Genomic DNA, 18,133 nt, shown 5'->3' on the forward strand with positions numbered 1-18,133 from the left:
CTGCTGGATGCCGGCTCGTGGGCCGGCATGACGGAGGCGCAGGGGACGGGGCAGGCCGGGGGGTGGGTTGGTGTGTAGCGCTCCAGAATGCAACCACGGTAGCGGCGATCGCTCCGCCGCTCGTCCGCTATACCGCGGCCGCAACTGGTCCGGCCCGTTCCGCAAGACCCCGGGCCGCCTGTTCGGCATGGCCTTCATTCGCCTCTACCAGCTGACGCTCTCCGGCTTCATCGGCAATTCCTGCCGGCACATGCCGACCTGCTCGGAATACGGCTACGAGGCGATCGCCCGCCACGGCCTGTGGTCCGGCGGATGGATGACGCTCTTCCGCGTCGTCCGTTGTGGGCCCGGCGGAACGAGCGGGTTCGATCCGGTGCCGGAGCGGCTGGCCTCCGGCGTCAGGTGGGCGCCGTGGCGGCTGTGGCGGGTGTCGGCGGCTGGGAAGTCGGACGAGAAGCCGGCGTGCAAGGTGTCGCCCTGAGCCGGAAATGGTGGCCAACGCCGTGTGCACATAGAACCTATGGAGCTTCGGTGGCGTCCGCGGCAGCCTGGGATAGCAGTTCGTAAGTTCCCCACCTCTTCCAATCCTCCCGTTTTCCCCCTATACCGCGCAGCGCATGCGCCCGCATTCCGGCGCTTTCCTCGCATACCACCCGCATTCGTTGGCGGGACTGGATAGGAGAATTTCATGTCTGCACCTGTTTCCCTCACTTTTCCCGATGGTTCCGTCCGCGATTATCCCGCCGGTTCGACCGGGCGCGATGTCGCCGAGGCGATTTCGAAGTCGCTGGCGAAGAAGGCCGTGGCGATCGCGCTCGACGGCGAGTTGCGCGACCTGTCCGACCCGGTTTCGAGCGGCCGGCTGGAAATCGTCACCCGTGACGATCCGCGCTCGCTGGAACTGATCCGCCACGATGCCGCACACGTGATGGCCGAGGCCGTACAGGAGCTGTGGCCGGGGACGCAGGTGACGATCGGCCCGGTGATCGAGAACGGCTTCTATTACGATTTCAAGCGCATGCATCCCGACAGCGGCGAGGACTGGCCGTTCACGCCGGACGACCTGCCGAAGATCGAAAAGCGGATGAAGGAGATCATCCAGCGCAACAAGCCGTTCACCAAGGAGATCTGGTCGCGCGAGAAGGCGCGCGAGGTCTTTGCCGGCAAGGGCGAGAGCTACAAGGTGGAGTTGGTCGACGCCATCCCGGAAGGCCAGGACCTGAAGATCTACTACCAGGGCGACTGGTTCGACCTCTGCCGCGGGCCGCACATGGCCTCGACGGGGCAGATCGGCACGGCCTTCAAGCTGATGAAGGTGGCCGGCGCCTACTGGCGCGGCGACAGCAACAATCCGATGCTGACCCGCATCTACGGCACCGCCTGGCATACGCAGGAAGAGCTCGACACCTACCTCAACATCCTGGCCGAGGCCGAGAAGCGCGACCATCGCCGGCTCGGCCGCGAGATGGACCTGTTCCACTTTCAGGAGGAAGGGCCGGGCGTCGTCTTCTGGCACGGCAAGGGCTGGCGGATGTTCCAGACGCTGGTGGCCTACATGCGCCGCCGGCTCGCCAACACCTACCAGGAAGTCAACGCGCCGCAGGTGCTGGACAAGTCGCTCTGGGAGACCTCGGGCCACTGGGGCTGGTACCGCGACAACATGTTCAAGGTGACCGTCGCCGGCGACGATACCGACGACGACCGCGTGTTCGCGCTGAAGCCGATGAACTGCCCCGGCCACGTCCAGATCTTCAAGCATGGCTTGAAGTCTTACCGTGAACTGCCTGTGCGTCTTGCGGAATTCGGTAACGTCCACCGTTACGAGCCGTCCGGTGCGCTGCACGGGCTGATGCGCGTTCGCGGCTTCACCCAGGACGACGCGCACGTCTTCTGCACCGACGAGCAGATGGCGGCCGAGTGCCTGCGCATCAACGACCTGATCCTGTCGGTCTACGAGGACTTCGGCTTCACCGAGGTGGTCGTGAAGCTTTCGACCCGTCCCGACAAGCGCGTCGGCTCGGACGAGCTCTGGGACCGCGCCGAGAGCGTGATGACGGATGTCCTGAAGCAGATCGAGGCGCAGTCGGGCGGCAAGATCAAGACCGGCATCCTGCCGGGCGAGGGCGCGTTCTACGGGCCGAAATTCGAATATACGCTGAAGGACGCGATCGGCCGCGAATGGCAGTGCGGCACGACGCAGGTCGACTTCAACCTGCCGGAACGCTTCGGCGCCTTCTACATCGACCAGGCCTCGGAGAAGCGGCAGCCGGTGATGATCCATCGCGCCGTCTGCGGCTCGATGGAGCGTTTCCTCGGCATCCTGATCGAGAACTTCGCCGGCCACATGCCGCTGTGGATCTCGCCGCTGCAGGTGGTGGTCGCGACCATCACCTCGGAAGCCGACGACTATGCCCGCGAGGTGGCCGAGAAGCTGCGCGACGCGGGCCTCGCCGTCGAGACCGATCTTCGCAACGAGAAGATCAACTACAAGGTCCGCGAGCATTCGGTGACCAAGGTTCCGGTGATCATCGTCTGCGGCAAGCGCGAGGCTGAGGAGCGCTCGGTCAACATCCGCCGGCTCGGTTCGCAGAACCAGACGGCGATGTCGCTCGACGAGGCGATCGCCTCCCTGATCGACGAGGCGACGCCGCCGGACGTCAAGCGCAAGGCCGCGGCCCGCGCCGCCGCCTGAGGATTGCCGCGCGAGGGGTGCATCCGTGCCCCTCGTGCCTGTCTTCGTCCTCTGCCGCTCGTCGTCTGCCTCTGTCAGATGATTGCAACAAAACTGTCGTAGACAGGTCATCGAACGCCGAAGTGCAGGGGAAGACGGTGCGGTTCAAGGAACTGTCCTACGCCAACGAGAACGATCCGCGGCTGAAGCGCTGGTTCATCCGTTCGATAGAAGGGCTCTCGGGCCGCAACCGCTATGCCGCGCTCTATGAGCGCTGGCGGGCCGAGAGCGTCGGCAGCAGCCAACGCGTCTTCGGCGAAATGCTCGACATCATCGACGTGAAGATGGACGTTCTGGGCAACTGGCCGCCGCGCGACCTGCCCGAGGCGCCGCTCGTCATCGTCGCCAACCATCCCTTCGGCATCGGCGACGGGATCGCGGTGCTGGCGCTGGCGGAACAGCTTGGACGGCCGTTCCGGGTGATGATCCACAAGGATCTCCTCAAGGTTCCGGAGATGGAGCCCTATTCGCTGCCGGTCTCCTTCGAGGAGACCAAGGAGGCGCTCGCGATCAACATGCGCACGCGCCACGAGGCCGTGCGGCTGCTCAGGGAAGGCGTGACCATCATCGTCTTTCCCGCAGGCGGGGTGGCGACCGCGAAGCGCGGCTTCGGCCGGGCCGAGGACCTGCCGTGGAAGATCTTCCCGGCCAAGCTGATCCAGGCGGCGCAGGCCAATGTCATCCCGGTCTTCTTCGAGGGACAGAACGGAGCGCTGTTCCACATCGCCAGCAAGATCTCGCTGACGCTCAGGTTGTCGCTGCTGATCCGGGAATTCAAGCGGCTGTCCGGCTCGACGATCTCGGTGCGCATCGGCGCCATGATCGGCTGGGACCAGTTGAGCGCGATCCCGGACCGCAAGGATCTCCTGACGCGGATCTACGATGCCGTGTTTGCCATGCAGCCGCCGCGGCGGCCGCGGTTCAAGCGGGCGGGTTGATTGAGCCAGGTTTGACGGGGGGGGCGACCCGCGCTCCGTCCGCTGCTCAGTCCGCTTCGGTGGCGATCTGCGCCTGCTGGTCGGCGTTCTCGGTCAGCATCACCTCGACATCGGTGTTCTGCCCGGCGGTGACGGTGAAGTCGCGCTGGTAGATCCTGTTCTTGTTGCGGGCGACGGCCGTGTACTGGCCTTCCGCGAGCACGAGCGTCGGGAAGGCGCCGACGCTTTCGCTGACGACGTCGCCCGACGAGGTGAGGATGGACCAGGCGGTGTCGGCGATCGCCTCGCCGCCCTCCTCGGAAACGAGCTTCAGGGTGAGCTTGGCCGCGCGGTGCTGGATCGTGGCCTCGATCAGCTTGCCGGCCTCGACCTGGATGTCGGCGCGGATCACGGCATTGACCGTGCCGTAGTCGGAGACCACGTGGTAGGTGCCGGCATTGAGCCGCACCACGGTGTTCGCCTTCACGTTCGGCACGACGAGGCTGCGCTCGCCGTCTTCGCCGATCTCGGAGGCGTAGATCGAGAAGGTGAGCTCGTTCGGCGGAATGCGCACGTCCGATCCGGAGACGGCGTTGAGCATGATGCCGCCGGCATCGAGGACCATCACCTGGGTTTCGACCGGCCCGCTCTCGGGGACCAGAAGCTTCTTCGTCGCGGCGGCGCGGCCGAAGGCGACATTGACGAAATATTCGCCAGGAACGAGCTGGAACGCGGCCGAGCCGCCTTCGGAGGAGGCCAGCAGCGGCAGCTTGCCGTCGGCGTCGGGAATGGGAGAGAACACCCGCCAGCTGAGCCCGTGCTGCATCGGCTTGCCGTCCTTGGTCAGGAGCGCCTCGCAGAGGATGTCGCGCAGGTTCTTCGGCTCCGCCTCGCCGGTGACGAGCGGATTGAAGGAGGTGAGCTTGCTGCTCTTCTTCGGGGTGGTGATCTGGGAAAAGCTGTCCAGCGTCTCCTGGGCCTGTGCCGGAAATGCCGCGCCTGCCGCCATACAGAGGCAGGCGATCCTGGCAAAAGCGGAAATGCTTGGGGTGGGCATGGCGAAGGTTGACTTCCTTAATCGTTGGTTCCACTTCAATGCCCGGCAAATGGCATTTTCATGGCCGACCGATGGCCCGCACGTTAGTGGAACTTCCGCCTTATGAAAACCGATATCAGACTTATCGACTATCTTTCCAACCGCCGTTCGATCCCCGCCTTCCAGATGGCCGCGCCGGGACCCGAGCGGGCGGAAATCGAGCAGATGCTCCGGCTCGCTTCGCGCGTGCCGGACCACGGCAAGCTCGCGCCCTGGCGCTTCATCGTCTATCGCGGCCCGGAGCGGGAGCGAATCAGCGCCGAACTGGCAAGGATCGCGATCGCCGACAGGCCCGACCTGTCGCAGGAGATGGTGACGGTGGAGAACACCCGGCTGACGCGCGCGCCGGTGGTGGTCGCGGTCGTGAGCACGGCGGCGCCGCACGTCAAGATCCCCGAGTGGGAGCAGCTGATGTCGGCGGGTGCCGTGTGCCTCAACCTTCTGATGGCGGCCAATGCGCACGGCTACGCTTCCAACTGGCTGACGGAGTGGTTCGCCTTCGACGCGCGCGCCTATCCGATCCTCGGGGTGAAGCCCGGAGAGAAGGTGGCCGGCTTCATCCACATCGGAACCGCTATGGTGCCGCCCACCGAAAGGCCGCGGCCGGATATTAAGGAGATCGTCTCCTGGGTCGGCGAAGAGGCGTGAGGGCGCAAGCGATGTTCTACGACACGGCCGCGAATGCGCATGGCCTCGCCCACGATCCGTTCAAGGCCATCGTCTCCCCGCGGCCGATCGGCTGGATCGGCACACGGGGCGAGGGCGGGATCCACAATCTCGCCCCCTATTCCTTCTTCAACGCCATCAGCGACAAGCCGAAGCTCGTCATGTTTTCCTCCAGCGGGCACAAGCACAGCGTCCGCAATATCGAGGAGACGGGCGTCTTCACCTGCAGCTTCGTCGGCCGCGACCTGATGGAGCAGATGAACATGACGTCGCTGACGGCGCCCTACGAGGAGAGCGAGTTCGAGCTGGCCGGCCTGACACCGCAGCAGGCCAATCTCGTCGACGCCCCCTTCGTCGCCGAGGCGCTCGCGGCGCTCGAATGCCGGATGACGGAGGTGATGCGCCCGCGCGACGTGGACGGGACGCTCTCGGAAAGCTGGGTGGTGTTCGGCCAGGTGGTCGGGATCCACATCAGGGACGAGGCGATCCGCGACGGACGCTTCGACATGGCGGCGGCGCGGCCGATCGGTCGCATGGGCTACATGGACTATTGCGACGCCGGCGACGTCTTCGAGATGATGCGGCCGCAGCGGCGTTAATTCAGGCCGGGGCACTTCAGAGTGGTGAGAACGCCCGGTTGATGATCGCGATCTGGCCGGCATCCGTGGCAACGCGGCCGTCGAAGCCGTCGGCGCGGGCATGGCGGCAGTCGGCCGAAAGTTCGCTGCCGCCTTCTACCACCTCGTAGGCGGAAACGCCGGCGGCTTTCGCCGACATCAGCGTTGCCGCGCGCGCGCCGGCAAAGGTCGGGGTCCAGCAGCCGTGGTCGTCGCGGCAGCGCGAGGCGCCGAGGAGGCGCGCCAGCGGCCGCCAATCCCAGACGAGGCCGCAAAGTCGCGCCGACTTTCCGTGGAACCCGGCTTCGTCGAAGGGGGCGGGCAGCAGGCCGTCGGTCCAGGCCAGAATGCGTGTCGTGCCCGGTTCCACACCTTTGACAGCCTCCGCGACCGACAGCAGGACATCCAGCCGCTGGACGTCGGCACCGGAACGGCAATCCATGAGCGCGAGCGCAAACGGCCGCAGGCGAACTACCTCACAAAGGGTGCTCTCGCTCTCGTCCGCGGGAACAAGGATGATGCGGCAGCCGGGCTCGGGCGGCGGCGCGGCGCTGCAGATCAGGGCGTCGGCCGCGGCGATCGTTTCGGCCGAGGTGTCATCGGTCCATTCGAGGAGGGAATGCAGGCTTCCGGTCATCGTTCCTTGTAGGCCGGCTGCGATATCACCGCAATCCGGCTGCCCGGCAGGCGTTAAGGAACATGGTGAACCAAACGTAAACCATTTATCGCTAACGTTTCCTCATCGCACAGAATTCCTGAGACGCTGGGGCACATCTTGATCATCAACGCCTTTCTCCGATGGGTGGAAACCGCCAAGGCGGGCGATCGGGCGCGGGCGGCGGGCGCACTGGCGCGTGCCTATGCCAACGCGTCGATCGGCAACGACGAACGTCATGCTGCGGAAATGGCGATGATCTTCCTGCTCGACGATCCCGCGCCGAAAGTCCGCCTCGCGCTGGCGGAGGGGATCGCGGATCATCCGGACGCGCCGCGCGCGGTCATCGTGCCGCTGTCGGAGGACCAGCCGGAGATCGCCGCCCAGGTCATCCTGCGTTCGCCGGTCCTTACCGATGCCGATCTCGTCGACCTTGCCGCACGCACCAGCGACATGACCCGCGCGCTGATCGCCCACCGGCAAAGTGTCTCCCGCGCGGTGTGCGCGGCGGTGATAGAGGTCGGCAATCTCTTCGACGCGCTGACGCTGCTCGAGAACGACGGCGCCTGCATCGGCGCCCGCAGCCTCAAGCGGATCTGCGAGAGGCATGGGGACGATGCCGAAATCCGCGCCGTTCTTCTCGATCGCGACGATCTTCCCTGCGACGCGCGGCATGCGCTCGTCGAGAAGGTGGGAGCGGCACTCGCGGGCGACGCCCTCGTGCAGGCGATGGTGGGCAGCGGCCGGATCGAACGGGTCGCGCGCGAGGCCTGCGACGTGGCGACGATCGCGCTCGCCGCGGAACTGGAGACGGGCGAGACGGAGCAACTGGTCGAGCATCTGCGCGCATGCGGCCGGCTGACGCCGGTGCTTCTGATGCAGGCGCTCTGTGCCGGCCGGATCGCGTTCTTCGCTGCCACCATGGTCAACCTTTCGGGGCAGAGCGAGAAGCGCGTGCGCTCAATCCTGGCCGATGGCCGCCGGCAGGCGATCTGCGCGCTGTTCGAGATGGCTGGGCTCGGGCGCGACATCAGCGCGCTCTTTGCCGAGGCCGTGCTGCTGTGGCGCAACGATGCGCGCGACGGTGCCGGGCGGATGACGGTGACGGCAAGGCTTGCGATGCGCACGCGCGAAGCGCGGGGGGCGGCGTCTGCCGCCCTGCTGGAAATGATCGAGGGTCTTGCGATCGCCGAGCAACGCCAGTCCGCCCGCAGCTTTGCGCTGCTGGCCGCGCAGGACGCGGCGTAGATCTGGCAGGTCCGATGGCGCCGGCGGCGCTTCGGCGGGCTCAGTCGGCGAACTTCCGCACAACCCAGCTGTAACCGTCCTCGGCATAGCGGAACGGCTTCGTCACCGTGTTGCGAATGGCGCCCGCATCCGGGAGGTTGCGGCGGAGCATGGCGATGGTGCGGGCGGTGACGCCGCCTTCCTTCGCTGCGGACTGCGACGGTTCCGGCGGGGCGGGCACGGCCGGCTCGACCGCGGGAGAGGGAAGGGCGTCCGCCTGGGCGCCGGGTTGCGGTGCCGGTGCTTCCGGCACCCCGGCGTTCTGCTGGTCGCTCCTGCTTTCGCAGACGGCGACGACCACGGGGTAGTTGGCGTTCTGGTAGCGCGTCATCTGCGCTTCGGACTGGGTATCGCACAGCGCCACCGACTGCCAGGTGCTGTCGACGGTGTCGATGTAGTGGCACTGCGTGACCGAATCGTCGCAGCCGAGGATGGTCATGACGATGAGTGCGGCCTTCATGCGCGTCCTTCCTGTCCGGGAAATTGACCGCAGCCGGCCCCGAAATGTCTTCGCCGATTCGCAGAAGCTGCGCCGGTCCCGCCCTTAAAGGAGGCCAATGGCACGGAATTGTGGCGCGCGATCCTGCAATCAGATGTCGAGGTTGTCGGCGAAGACCGCGCGTTCCTGGATGAAGCGGAACCGGGCGTCGGCCTTGGTGCCCATCAGGTTGTCCACCGCATCGCGGGTGCCCTCGAAATCGACGTCGTCGATCTCGACCTTCAGCAGCGTCCGCTTTCTCGGATCCATCGTCGTTTCCTTCAACTGCGCCGGCAGCATCTCGCCGAGGCCCTTGAAACGGCCGATCTCGACCTTGCCGCGACCGGAAAACTCCGTCCGCATCAGTTGCTCGCGGTGGGCGTCGTCGCGCGCATAGGCGACCTTCGCGCCCTGGCTGAGGCGATAGAGCGGCGGGACGGCGAGGTAGAGGTGGCTGCCGCGGATCAGTTCGGGCATCTCCTGGTAGAAGAAGGTGATGAGCAGCGAGGCGATATGGGCGCCATCGACGTCGGCGTCGGTCATCACGATGACGCGTTCGTAGCGCAGGTCCTCCTCGCGATACTTCGAGCGCGTGCCGCAGCCGAGCGCCTGGATCAGGTCGGCGAGCTGCTGGTTGGCGCCGAGCTTCTCGCGGCCGGCGCTGGCGACGTTGAGGATCTTGCCGCGCAGCGGCAGGATCGCCTGGTTGGCGCGATTGCGCGCCTGCTTGGCCGAGCCGCCGGCCGAATCGCCCTCGACGATGAAGAGTTCGGCGCCGGCTGCGGAGTTCTGCGAGCAGTCGGCAAGCTTGCCGGGTAGGCGCAGCTTGCGCACCGCCGTCTTGCGGTTAACTTCCTTCTCCTTGCGCCGCCGCAGCCTTTCCTCGGCGCGCTCGATCACCCAGTCGAGCAGCTTGGCCGCTTCGGCCGGATTGTCGGCGAGGTAGTGGTCGAAGGGGTCGCGCAGCGCGTTCTCGACGATGCGCTGGGCCTCGACCGTGGCGAGCTTGTCCTTGGTCTGGCCGACGAATTCCGGCTCGCGGATGAAGACCGACAGCATGCCGGCGGCGGAAATCATCACGTCATCGGTGGTGACGATCGCTGCGCGCTTGTTCTGCGTCAGATCGGCGTAGTTCTTCAGGCCCTTGGTCAGGGCGATGCGCAGGCCCGCCTCGTGCGTGCCGCCGTCGGCGGTCGGGATGGTGTTGCAGTAGGAATGGATCATGCTGTCGCCGCCATACCAGGTGACGGCCCATTCCAGCGCTCCGTGGCCGCCGGATTTCTCCGTCTTGCCGGCGAAGATTTCGCGGGTGACGGTGTGCTCCTTGCCGAGCGTCGCCTGCAGATAGTCCTTCAGGCCGCCGGGGAAATGGAAGACGGCCTTGTCCGGCGTCTCCGAACCTTCCTGCAGCAGCCCCGGATCGCAACTCCAGCGGATCTCGACGCCGCCGAACAGATAGGCCTTTGAGCGGGCCATGCGGAAGACGCGGGCGGGATCGAAGCGGGCATGCGGCCCGAAGATTTCCGGGTCGGGATGGAAGCGCACCTTCGTGCCGCGACGGTTCTGAATGTCGCCGATCTCTTCCAGCGGGCCCTGCGGCACGCCGCGGGAGAAGCGCTGGCGGTAGAGCTTGCGGTTTCGGGCAACCTCGACCTCGAGATCGTCGGACAGCGCGTTGACGACGGAGACGCCGACGCCGTGCAGGCCGCCCGAGGTCTCGTAGGCCTTGCCGTCGAACTTGCCGCCTGCATGCAGCACCGTCAGGATCACCTCCAGCGTCGACTTGCCCGGCATCTGCGGGTGGTTCTCCACCGGGATGCCGCGGCCATTGTCGGTCACCGACAGGTAACCCTCGGCGTCGAGCGAGACTTCGATGAAGTTGGCATGTCCGGCGACCGCCTCGTCCATCGCGTTGTCGATCACTTCGGCGAAGAGGTGATGCAGCGCCTTCTCGTCCGTGCCGCCGATATACATGCCTGGCCGCATGCGGACCGGCTCCAGCCCTTCGAGCACGCGGATGGCGGAGGCATCGTAATTGCCGCCGTCGGCAGCCGGCGATGCCGGGCGCGGGGCAGCCGCGGGGACGGGCGCGGTAGCGGCCGGCGCTTGCGGCGCGGCGCGGCTCTCCGCGGCGGCAGGGGCGGACTTCGGCGTGCTGTCGATATTGGCGAAGAGATCGTTGTTGTCGTCCATCGGGCTTTTCAGACTTCTAAGCTTGCGGCCGTGGGAGGCTGCCTCGGGAGATAGGCCGTCTCGGCTTGGAATTTCAAGGGTTCGCACCGGATTAGCGAATCACCGGCAGTTTGCCAGATTTCGGCCGGTTTCGCGATTCGTTCTCGTCCGAGGCCGGCATCGCGCCGATGAAATCGTCGCCCGAGGATTGCGTCGCCGGATCCGGAATGGCAAGACTTGCCGCCCGAGGGGAGCCAGACTTGATGCCGCAGTCCACAATTCATTGCCGCGCAAGGGCCGTTTTCGCACGGTCGCGGCTTGTTCTGGCCGCAATCGTCATGTTCGCGCTGCCCGCCGTCTCCGCGCCCGCCGCCGAACTTGCGCCCTGGAAGGACGCACTCTTCGCCTATCCGGCCGTCATCGAGAGCAGCGACGGCGGGGCGCTTCGCGTCGTCGACTATCAGGAAATGCGCGACATCAACGGTCGCGACCAGGTGCCGGAGCGGCGCGCCAAGGCGGTCTATGTCTCGACATCGGTGAAGCGGCAGCAGGAGAGCCTGACGATCCAGACGCCCGCCGGGCCGGTCGACGTCGCCGTCACCGGCAAACAGCAGGGGGCCGCCTTCTCCGTCATCTTCATCCACGGCCGCGGCGGCGACCGCAGGCTCGGGAACAACGACTGGAGCTTCGGCGGCAACTTCAACCGCCTCAAGAACCTCGCCGTCCGCAATGGCGGTGCCTACTATTCCGCCAGCGTCACGAGTTTCGACGAGAAGGGGGCGGCGCGGATCGCAGGTCTGATCGCGGAGGTGCGGAAGAATTCCCCGGGGACGCCGGTCATTCTTTCCTGCGCTTCCATGGGGAGCTTCATCTGCTGGCAGATCGCCCGCGATCCTGCGGCGGTGGAGAACCTCGCGGGCATGATCGTCATGGGCGGCGCAACCGACCCCGCCTATGTCGGCAGCGCCGCCTACAAGGCGAAGCTGCCCGTCTATTTCACCCATGGCGAGGCCGACAAGGTCTATGCCGCGCAGGACCAGGTCGCCCTGTTCCGCAAGCTGCTGGGCGCGGGGATCCCGACCCGGTTCGTTCTTTTCCGCACCGGATCGCACGGCACGCCGGTCCGCATGACCGACTGGCGCGAGACGCTGAACTGGATCTTCGCGCATTGACATGCGGGGGCCTCGGCTGGCTGGCGCCCCTTACTTTGACCGCGTCCATCTGCTAGGGCGCGCCCTTAGCCGAACGTAACCTTGAGGAGGCAAGATGACCCCGGATGTGACACCGCTGGTGGCGGGAAACTGGAAGATGAACGGGACCCGCGAATCGCTGAGCGAGATCAAGGCGATGGCCGAAGGCGTGAAGGGACCGCTTTCGGAAAAGGTCGAGACGCTGATCTGCCCGCCAGTGACGTTGCTCTATGTCTCCACCGCGCTTTGCGAGGACAGCCCGCTTCTGATCGGCGCGCAAGACTGCCATGAGAAGGTGTCCGGCGCGCATACCGGCGATGTCTCCGCCGAGATGATCGCCGACTGCTTCGGCACCCATGTCATCGTCGGCCATTCGGAGCGGCGTACCGACCATGGCGACAGCGACCGGCTGGTGCGCGCCAAGGCGGAGGCCGCGCATGCGGCCGATCTGGTGGCGATCGTCTGCATCGGCGAGACCGAGGCCGAGCGCAAGGGCGGCAGGACGCTCGACGTTCTCAAGTCCCAGCTTGAAGGCTCGGTTCCCGACGGCGCCACCGCCGCCGACACGGTGATCGCCTACGAGCCGGTCTGGGCGATCGGCACGGGGCTGACGCCGACCGTGGCCGACGTCGCGGAGGCGCATGCCTTCATGCGCGCCGAACTGAAGGCGCGGTTCGGCGGGGAGGGGGCGAAGATACGTATCCTCTATGGCGGCTCGGTGAAGCCCGCAAATGCCAGGGAACTGATGGCGGTGGAGAATGTCGACGGTGCCCTGGTCGGCGGTGCGAGCTTGAAATCCGTTGATTTCCTTGCCATCTACCGCGCTTACGAAGAACTGGTGGCCTGAAGGCGGCAATTGTCGCGCAGGGCTTGGAATGGCCGGCGGCTTGGTATATTGAGCCGCCAATCTCCTCGTTTGTGCCTTCGGGCAGGATCTTACTCATGCAGACCATATTGCTTGTCATCTATCTCATGGTCGTCGTGGCGCTGATCGGCATCGTGCTGGTCCAGCGGTCCGAAGGCGGCGGCCTCGGCATCGGCGGCGGCTCCGGCTTCATGTCGGCGCGCGGCGCGGCCAATGCCCTGACCCGGACGACGGCGATCCTTGCGACGCTGTTCTTCGTGCTGGCGCTCGCCATGGGCATCCTGTCGCGCTACGAGACGCAGCCGACCGACATTCTCGACCGGATTCCCGGAACGACGGGCACCGGCAACGGCGTGCTGGATTCGCTCGGCGGCGAGGCTACGCCCTCGACCGAGCAGCCGGCCCCGGCAACTCCGGCCGCACCTGCTGCACCGGCCAATGACGGCGTGCCGACCGATAGCGGTGCGGCGCCGGCGACCGGCGGTGCTGCCGCTCCGGCGGCGCCCGCCCCGAACACGGGCGTGCCGACAGGACAGTGATCGTCGGAAACGACGTGAACCGGCCGGCGGGCGAAAAGTCCGCCGGCCTTCTTTTTGTGTAGACCAGTGACGTTCCTCCACGGAAAGATTCCCGCTTGGGCGATTTTTCGGTGGCGGAATCATTTTTGAAAAGGTATCCGGTGACTCCCATGGCGCGATATGTATTCATCACTGGCGGCGTGGTTTCTTCCCTCGGAAAAGGAATTGCCGCCGCCGCTCTCGGAGCGTTGCTGCAGGCCCGTGGTTATCGGGTCCGCCTGCGCAAGCTGGACCCCTATCTCAATGTCGATCCGGGCACGATGAGCCCGACGCAGCATGGCGAGGTGTTCGTCACCGACGACGGGGCGGAAACCGACCTCGACCTCGGCCACTACGAGCGCTTCACCGGGCGCTCGGCGACGAAGACCGACAACATCACCACCGGCCGCATCTACAAGAACATCATCGACAAGGAGCGGCGCGGCGACTATCTCGGCGCCACCGTTCAGGTCATCCCGCACGTCACCAACGAGATCAAGAACTTCGTCATCGAGGGTAACGAGGACTACGACTTCGTCATCTGCGAGATCGGCGGCACCGTCGGCGACATCGAGGCGATGCCGTTCATGGAGGCGATCCGCCAGCTCGGCAACGACCTGCCGCGCGGCACCGCCGTCTACGTGCACCTGACGCTGATGCCCTATATCCCGGCGGCCGGCGAACTGAAGACCAAGCCGACGCAGCATTCGGTGAAGGAACTGCAGGCGATGGGCATCCATCCCGACATCCTGCTCGTGCGCGCCGACCGCGAGATCCCGGAAGCCGAGCGCAGGAAGCTGTCTCTGTTCTGCAACGTGCGCCCCACCGCCGTGATCCAGGCGCTGGACGTGGCCTCGATCTACGACGTGCCGCTCGCCTACCACAAGGAAGGCCTCGACGACGAGGTTCTGGCCGCCTTCGGCATCGAGCCGGCGCCGAAGCCGCGGCTGGAGGCCTGGCAGAACGTCTCCGAACGCATCAAGACGCCGGAAGGCGAAGTCACGATCGCGATCGTCGGCAAGTACACCGGCCTGAAGGACGCCTACAAGTCGCTGATCGAGGCGCTCCACCACGGCGGCATCGCCAACCACGTCAAGGTCAAGCTCGACTGGATCGAATCGGAAGTATTCGAGAAGGAGGACCCGGCGCCCTATCTGGAGAAGGTGCACGGCATCCTCGTTCCCGGCGGCTTCGGCGAGCGCGGTTCGGAAGGCAAGATCAACGCGGCGCGCTTCGCCCGCGAGCGCAAGGTTCCCTATTTCGGCATCTGCTTCGGCATGCAGATGGCGGTCGTCGAGGCGGCGCGCAATCTGGCCGGCATCGAAAAGGCGTCCTCGACGGAATTCGGCAAGACCGAGGAGCCCGTCGTCGGCCTGATGACCGAGTGGGTGAAGGGCAACGAGCTGCAGAAGCGCACCGCATCGGGCGACCTCGGCGGCACCATGCGGCTCGGCGCCTACCGCGCATCGCTGAAGTCCGGTACGAAGATTGCCGACGTCTACGGCTCCACCGACATTTCCGAGCGCCATCGCCATCGCTACGAGGTCAACGTCGACTACAAGGACCGGCTCGAAAGCTGCGGCCTGGTCTTTTCCGGCATGTCGCCGGACGGCGTGCTGCCGGAGACAGTCGAATATGCCGACCATCCCTGGTTCATCGGCGTGCAGTATCATCCCGAACTGAAGAGCCGCCCGCTCGATCCGCATCCGCTGTTTGCAAGCTTCATCGAGGCGGCACTGGAGCAGTCGCGACTGGTGTAGCCTTCCGCCGACAAGGCCTTGCCCTGGGCGCCCGTGCCTTCGAACTGGCCACCAACACTCCCGTCATACCGGCCGCGAGCCGGTATCCAGCCCGCGCAAGTCCTTGCGCGAAAAGAGTATTTTCCGCACCGCGGACGCGGTGCTGCTGGACCCCGGATCAAGTCCGGGGTGACGGAGGAAAGGGAGGACCCGACAGGCGCGGGGTTGTCGACAGGCTGGCGGCCCGGCGGGCGGTTTTCCCGTCCAGGCGCCGGTGGCGTCCTTGCGGCGTCAGCCGCCGTTGCGCAGCCTGCGGACCAGCGTGCGGCCGCGCCGGAGCGCGGTGAGCGCTGCGCCCACGGCGACGATCCAGAGGGCTGCCTCGATGATCGCCTGCTGCCGGTCCCAGGCGACCGCGAGCGCCGAGAGGACGGCAGCCGCCGTCATGACCGCCATGCGGTGCTGCTTGGCCATCGGGCCGGAGAATTCGCCGGGGGCGCCGCTGGCGCGGCCGAGTTCGCGGACGTAGGCAGTCAGGACGGCGAAGGCGGCGGCCGACCAGCCGAGTGCGGGCAGGCCGATACCGTAGCCGGCGCCGGCAAGGATGAGGATGTCGGCGATCCGGTCGGGGAACTCGTTCCAGAAGGGGCCGTCGGCCTCGGCCTTGCCGCCCTCGACGGCGACCATGCCGTCGAAGAGATTGCAGAGCAGGCGCAACTGGCAGAAGAGGGCTGCTCCGAGCAGCAGAATAACGGCGAGGGTGCCTTCCTGCGGTGGCGCGAGCCAGAAGCAGGCGCCGGCGAGGGCGGCCGCGGCCATGCTGGCCTGCGAGATGCGGTTGGGCGTGATCGACCGGGCGGCGAGCGCGCGTGCGATCGACCTCGCCCATTGCGTATCGCGGCTGGAAAGGGGGCGACGGTCTCCGCTGGCGGTCATGGCGTGCGCTGCTCCTTGCGGTAGAGCGAATAGCTGTAGAGGGCGGCATAGCCCGTCGAGACGAGCAGGGGAAGGGCGATCGTGCCCGCCAATTCCGGCGTGCGGGCGAGCAGGTGGACCGCGAGCAGCAACGTGGCCGATACGGCGATCGCGACGGCGGGCGGCGCAAAGAGCGCTGCCGCACCCTCAAGGTTTCGGGCGAGCCGTTCGATCATGGACTTGAGGAACAGCGTGATCAGCGCCGAAAGCATGCCCTGCGCGGCGCCGGCCGTCAGCATCCGGGACAGGCCGTGATCGCGGTTGGCGAACAGGGCCCAGCCGCCCATGGCAAGAAAGGCACCCGCCATGTGACCAAGGCTGCTGCCGGCCAGCCGGCGGATCGCGCCGGTCATGCCAGCGACCAGCCGTAGCGGACGATATGGAAGAAGACCGGTGCGGAGAAGATCACCGAATCGAGCCGGTCGATCAGCCCGCCGTGACCCTCGACGATATGGCCCCAGTCCTTGACGCCGCGGTCGCGCTTGATCGCCGACATGACGAGCCCGCCGAAGAAGCCCATCAGCGTGATGACAAGTGCGAGAAACCCGGCCTGCAGCGGCGTGAACGGCGTGATCCACCAGAGCGCGGCGCCGATCAGCGTTGCGCTCGCCACGCCGCCGAGGAAGCCCTCGACGGTCTTGGAGGGCGACAGGCGCGGGGCGATCCTGGTGCGGCCGAAAAGCTTGCCCCAGACATATTGCAGCACGTCGCTCATCTGGACGACGATGACGAGGAAGGCGATCAGCAGGACGTTGCGCCCCTCGTAGCCCGGGATCTGCAGCGTCAGCAGGGCCGGCACGTGGGAAATGCAGAAGACGCAGATCATCAGGGCCCATTGCACCTCGGCGACCCGGTCGAGGAACCGCTCCGTGTCGCCGCGCAGGACCGCTGCGATCGGCATCAGCAGGAAGGCATAGACGGGGATGAAGATCGCATAGAGGCCGTACCAGTCGGTCGCCACCAGATAATATTGCACCGGCAGCACGACGAAGAAGGCGGCGGCCAGCGCCCAGTGGTCGGCGCGGCGGGTGCGGGTCAGCGTCACGAATTCGCGCAAGGCTGCGAACGAGCAGAAGGCGAAGAGGACGATCACGCCGGCGCGACCGGCCAGAAACGCAATCCCGATCAGCGCCACCATGACCCACCAGGCGTTGATGCGCGCGTTCAGGTTCTCGATGGACGCATTGCTGCGGTCCGGCGACAGCCGGCGCTGCAGCACCTGACCGATGACAGTGGCGACGATCAGGAAGGCGCAGATGCCGAGCACGAGCGTGAGGAGATCGGAGCGGGCCTCGGTCATGCGGCGGTGTCCGTGTGCGGCGAGAGCGACAGGAGGGCGGCGCGGGCGCGGTCGAGAAAATCCTGCTTGGGCTCGTCGGCGTGGACGCGCAGCGGCTCGCCGAAGGTCACGGTGCAGATCAGCGGGATCGGCACGAACTCGCCCTTCGGCATGACGCGGTTGAGGTTGCTGATCCAGACGGGGACGAGCTCGACGTCCGGCCGCAGCCTCGACAGATGATAGAGCCCGCTCTTGAACGGCAGCAGAGGATCGTCGGTCTGGTTGCGGGTGCCTTCGGGGAAAAGGATCAGCGAGGCGCCTTCGTCGAGCGTGCTGGCCATGCGGGCGACCGGATCCTCGCTGCGGGTCTCCTGCTGGCGCTCGATCAGCATCGCGTTGAAGACGTCGCGGCCGATGAAGCGCGTCATCCGCGATTTCAGCCAGTATTCCGCGCCGGCCACCGGCCGTGTCCGGCGGCGCTCGCGCGGCGGCAGGACGGTCCAGATCAGGATGAAGTCGCCATGGCTGCTGTGGTTGGCGAAATAGACGTGCTGGCGCGCCGGCGGGCCGGCGGGCGACCAGTTGGCGCGGACGGCGGTGATCGCACGGGCAAACAGCAGGATTAGCGTCGAGACGGGACCGGCGATCGGGTGGCGGCCGCGGCGGCGCGCGTGGCCGGATGTCTGGTCAGGGGATGCCACGTCTGTGTCTGTCGCCATCTTGCTCGTGTTTCTGGTCCGGGCCCGGCCTGCGTCTTTTTCTGGCCAGCCGGGGTCTTTCGCTCTCACGTTTGAGACGGCCGGATTATTCCGGCAAAAAGTCGCCCGCTGGTCGATCAGGACCGGCGGGCGATCTTATGATAAACGTTGCCGGCGGGAGACGTCATGTCCCCCGCCGGCAATCCGGCTG

General features: G+C 66.4%; 18 protein-coding genes. 10 read left to right on the top strand and 8 right to left on the bottom strand.

Annotated features, from left to right (window positions below):
* Nucleotides 1-70 precede the first annotated feature (70 nt).
* From yidD to OCK02_RS14985, 3 genes are all read left to right on the top strand, one after another.
* Entirely contained in the window at nucleotides 71-481 is a 411-nt protein-coding gene (yidD, locus tag OCK02_RS14975; RefSeq protein WP_263813756.1) for a membrane protein insertion efficiency factor YidD, read from the top strand.
* A 207-nt stretch (nucleotides 482-688) separates the two neighbouring features.
* Nucleotides 689-2,692: a threonine--tRNA ligase gene (gene thrS / locus OCK02_RS14980; RefSeq protein WP_263813757.1), complete on the top strand. Its 2,004-nt coding sequence runs from the start codon at nucleotides 689-691 to the stop codon at nucleotides 2,690-2,692.
* Nucleotides 2,693-2,829: 137 nt separating this feature from the next.
* Complete coding sequence (locus tag OCK02_RS14985; protein ID WP_263813758.1) at nucleotides 2,830-3,669, top strand: lysophospholipid acyltransferase family protein; 840 nt, start codon at nucleotides 2,830-2,832, stop codon at nucleotides 3,667-3,669.
* Between the two features lie 46 nt (nucleotides 3,670-3,715).
* Here OCK02_RS14985 and OCK02_RS14990 read toward each other — a convergent pair whose 3' ends face one another.
* On the bottom strand, nucleotides 3,716-4,705 hold the full coding sequence (locus OCK02_RS14990) for a hypothetical protein (RefSeq protein WP_412178838.1): 990 nt from the start codon (nucleotides 4,703-4,705) through the stop codon (nucleotides 3,716-3,718).
* A gap of 102 nt (nucleotides 4,706-4,807) precedes the next feature.
* Here OCK02_RS14990 and OCK02_RS14995 point away from each other — a divergent pair, with 102 nt between their 5' ends.
* Both OCK02_RS14995 and OCK02_RS15000 read left to right on the top strand, forming a co-directional pair.
* Nucleotides 4,808-5,392 carry a nitroreductase gene (locus OCK02_RS14995; protein ID WP_263813759.1) on the top strand — a complete coding sequence of 195 codons (585 nt, stop codon included), beginning with the start codon at nucleotides 4,808-4,810 and terminating at the stop codon, nucleotides 5,390-5,392.
* Between the two features lie 11 nt (nucleotides 5,393-5,403).
* Nucleotides 5,404-6,009, top strand: a complete 606-nt coding sequence (locus tag OCK02_RS15000; RefSeq protein WP_263813760.1) for a flavin reductase family protein — start codon at nucleotides 5,404-5,406, stop codon at nucleotides 6,007-6,009.
* A gap of 16 nt (nucleotides 6,010-6,025) precedes the next feature.
* Here the strand turns inward: OCK02_RS15000 and OCK02_RS15005 are convergent, their stop codons facing one another.
* Nucleotides 6,026-6,664: a hypothetical protein gene (locus tag OCK02_RS15005; RefSeq protein ID WP_263813761.1), complete on the bottom strand. Its 639-nt coding sequence runs from the start codon at nucleotides 6,662-6,664 to the stop codon at nucleotides 6,026-6,028.
* Nucleotides 6,665-6,802: 138 nt separating this feature from the next.
* Between OCK02_RS15005 and OCK02_RS15010 the strand changes: the two genes are divergently transcribed.
* A complete protein-coding gene (locus OCK02_RS15010) occupies nucleotides 6,803-7,930 on the top strand; it encodes a DUF2336 domain-containing protein (RefSeq protein WP_263813762.1) in 1,128 nt (375 codons plus the stop codon).
* 40 nt (nucleotides 7,931-7,970) lie between these two features.
* Here OCK02_RS15010 and OCK02_RS15015 read toward each other — a convergent pair whose 3' ends face one another.
* Nucleotides 7,971-8,429, bottom strand: a complete 459-nt coding sequence (locus OCK02_RS15015; protein ID WP_263813763.1) for a hypothetical protein — start codon at nucleotides 8,427-8,429, stop codon at nucleotides 7,971-7,973.
* 129 nt (nucleotides 8,430-8,558) lie between these two features.
* A complete protein-coding gene (parE, locus tag OCK02_RS15020) occupies nucleotides 8,559-10,640 on the bottom strand; it encodes a DNA topoisomerase IV subunit B (protein WP_263813764.1) in 2,082 nt (693 codons plus the stop codon).
* A gap of 206 nt (nucleotides 10,641-10,846) precedes the next feature.
* On the opposite strand from parE, the gene OCK02_RS15025 reads away from it, so the two are divergent.
* From OCK02_RS15025 to OCK02_RS15040, 4 genes are all read left to right on the top strand, one after another.
* The gene (locus tag OCK02_RS15025; protein ID WP_412178839.1) at nucleotides 10,847-11,791 is read left to right on the top strand and encodes an alpha/beta hydrolase; all 945 of its coding nucleotides are present in this window, start codon (nucleotides 10,847-10,849) and stop codon (nucleotides 11,789-11,791) included.
* 94 nt (nucleotides 11,792-11,885) lie between these two features.
* Entirely contained in the window at nucleotides 11,886-12,656 is a 771-nt protein-coding gene (gene tpiA, locus OCK02_RS15030; RefSeq protein ID WP_263813766.1) for a triose-phosphate isomerase, read from the top strand.
* Nucleotides 12,657-12,751: 95 nt separating this feature from the next.
* The gene (gene secG, locus OCK02_RS15035) at nucleotides 12,752-13,213 is read left to right on the top strand and encodes a preprotein translocase subunit SecG (RefSeq protein ID WP_263813767.1); all 462 of its coding nucleotides are present in this window, start codon (nucleotides 12,752-12,754) and stop codon (nucleotides 13,211-13,213) included.
* 149 nt (nucleotides 13,214-13,362) lie between these two features.
* Entirely contained in the window at nucleotides 13,363-14,991 is a 1,629-nt protein-coding gene (locus OCK02_RS15040; protein WP_230805455.1) for a CTP synthase, read from the top strand.
* Nucleotides 14,992-15,261: 270 nt separating this feature from the next.
* Here the strand turns inward: OCK02_RS15040 and OCK02_RS15045 are convergent, their stop codons facing one another.
* The 4 genes from OCK02_RS15045 to OCK02_RS15060 are packed head-to-tail and all read right to left on the bottom strand — an operon-like array spanning nucleotide 15,262 to nucleotide 17,943.
* A complete protein-coding gene (locus tag OCK02_RS15045; protein WP_263813768.1) occupies nucleotides 15,262-15,906 on the bottom strand; it encodes a CDP-alcohol phosphatidyltransferase family protein in 645 nt (214 codons plus the stop codon).
* On the bottom strand, nucleotides 15,903-16,298 hold the full coding sequence (locus OCK02_RS15050; protein WP_263813769.1) for a hypothetical protein: 396 nt from the start codon (nucleotides 16,296-16,298) through the stop codon (nucleotides 15,903-15,905). Before OCK02_RS15050 ends, OCK02_RS15045 begins: the two co-directional genes overlap by 4 nt.
* Nucleotides 16,295-17,245 carry a phosphatidate cytidylyltransferase gene (locus OCK02_RS15055; protein WP_263813770.1) on the bottom strand — a complete coding sequence of 317 codons (951 nt, stop codon included), beginning with the start codon at nucleotides 17,243-17,245 and terminating at the stop codon, nucleotides 16,295-16,297. The genes OCK02_RS15050 and OCK02_RS15055 overlap by 4 nt, the downstream gene beginning before the upstream one ends.
* On the bottom strand, nucleotides 17,242-17,943 hold the full coding sequence (locus OCK02_RS15060; protein ID WP_263813771.1) for a lysophospholipid acyltransferase family protein: 702 nt from the start codon (nucleotides 17,941-17,943) through the stop codon (nucleotides 17,242-17,244). Before OCK02_RS15060 ends, OCK02_RS15055 begins: the two co-directional genes overlap by 4 nt.
* Between the last annotated feature and the right edge of the window lie 190 nt (nucleotides 17,944-18,133).

Source organism: Rhizobium sp. TRM96647 (assembly GCF_025780115.1).
In the GTDB taxonomy this organism is placed as follows: domain Bacteria; phylum Pseudomonadota; class Alphaproteobacteria; order Rhizobiales; family Rhizobiaceae; genus Mycoplana.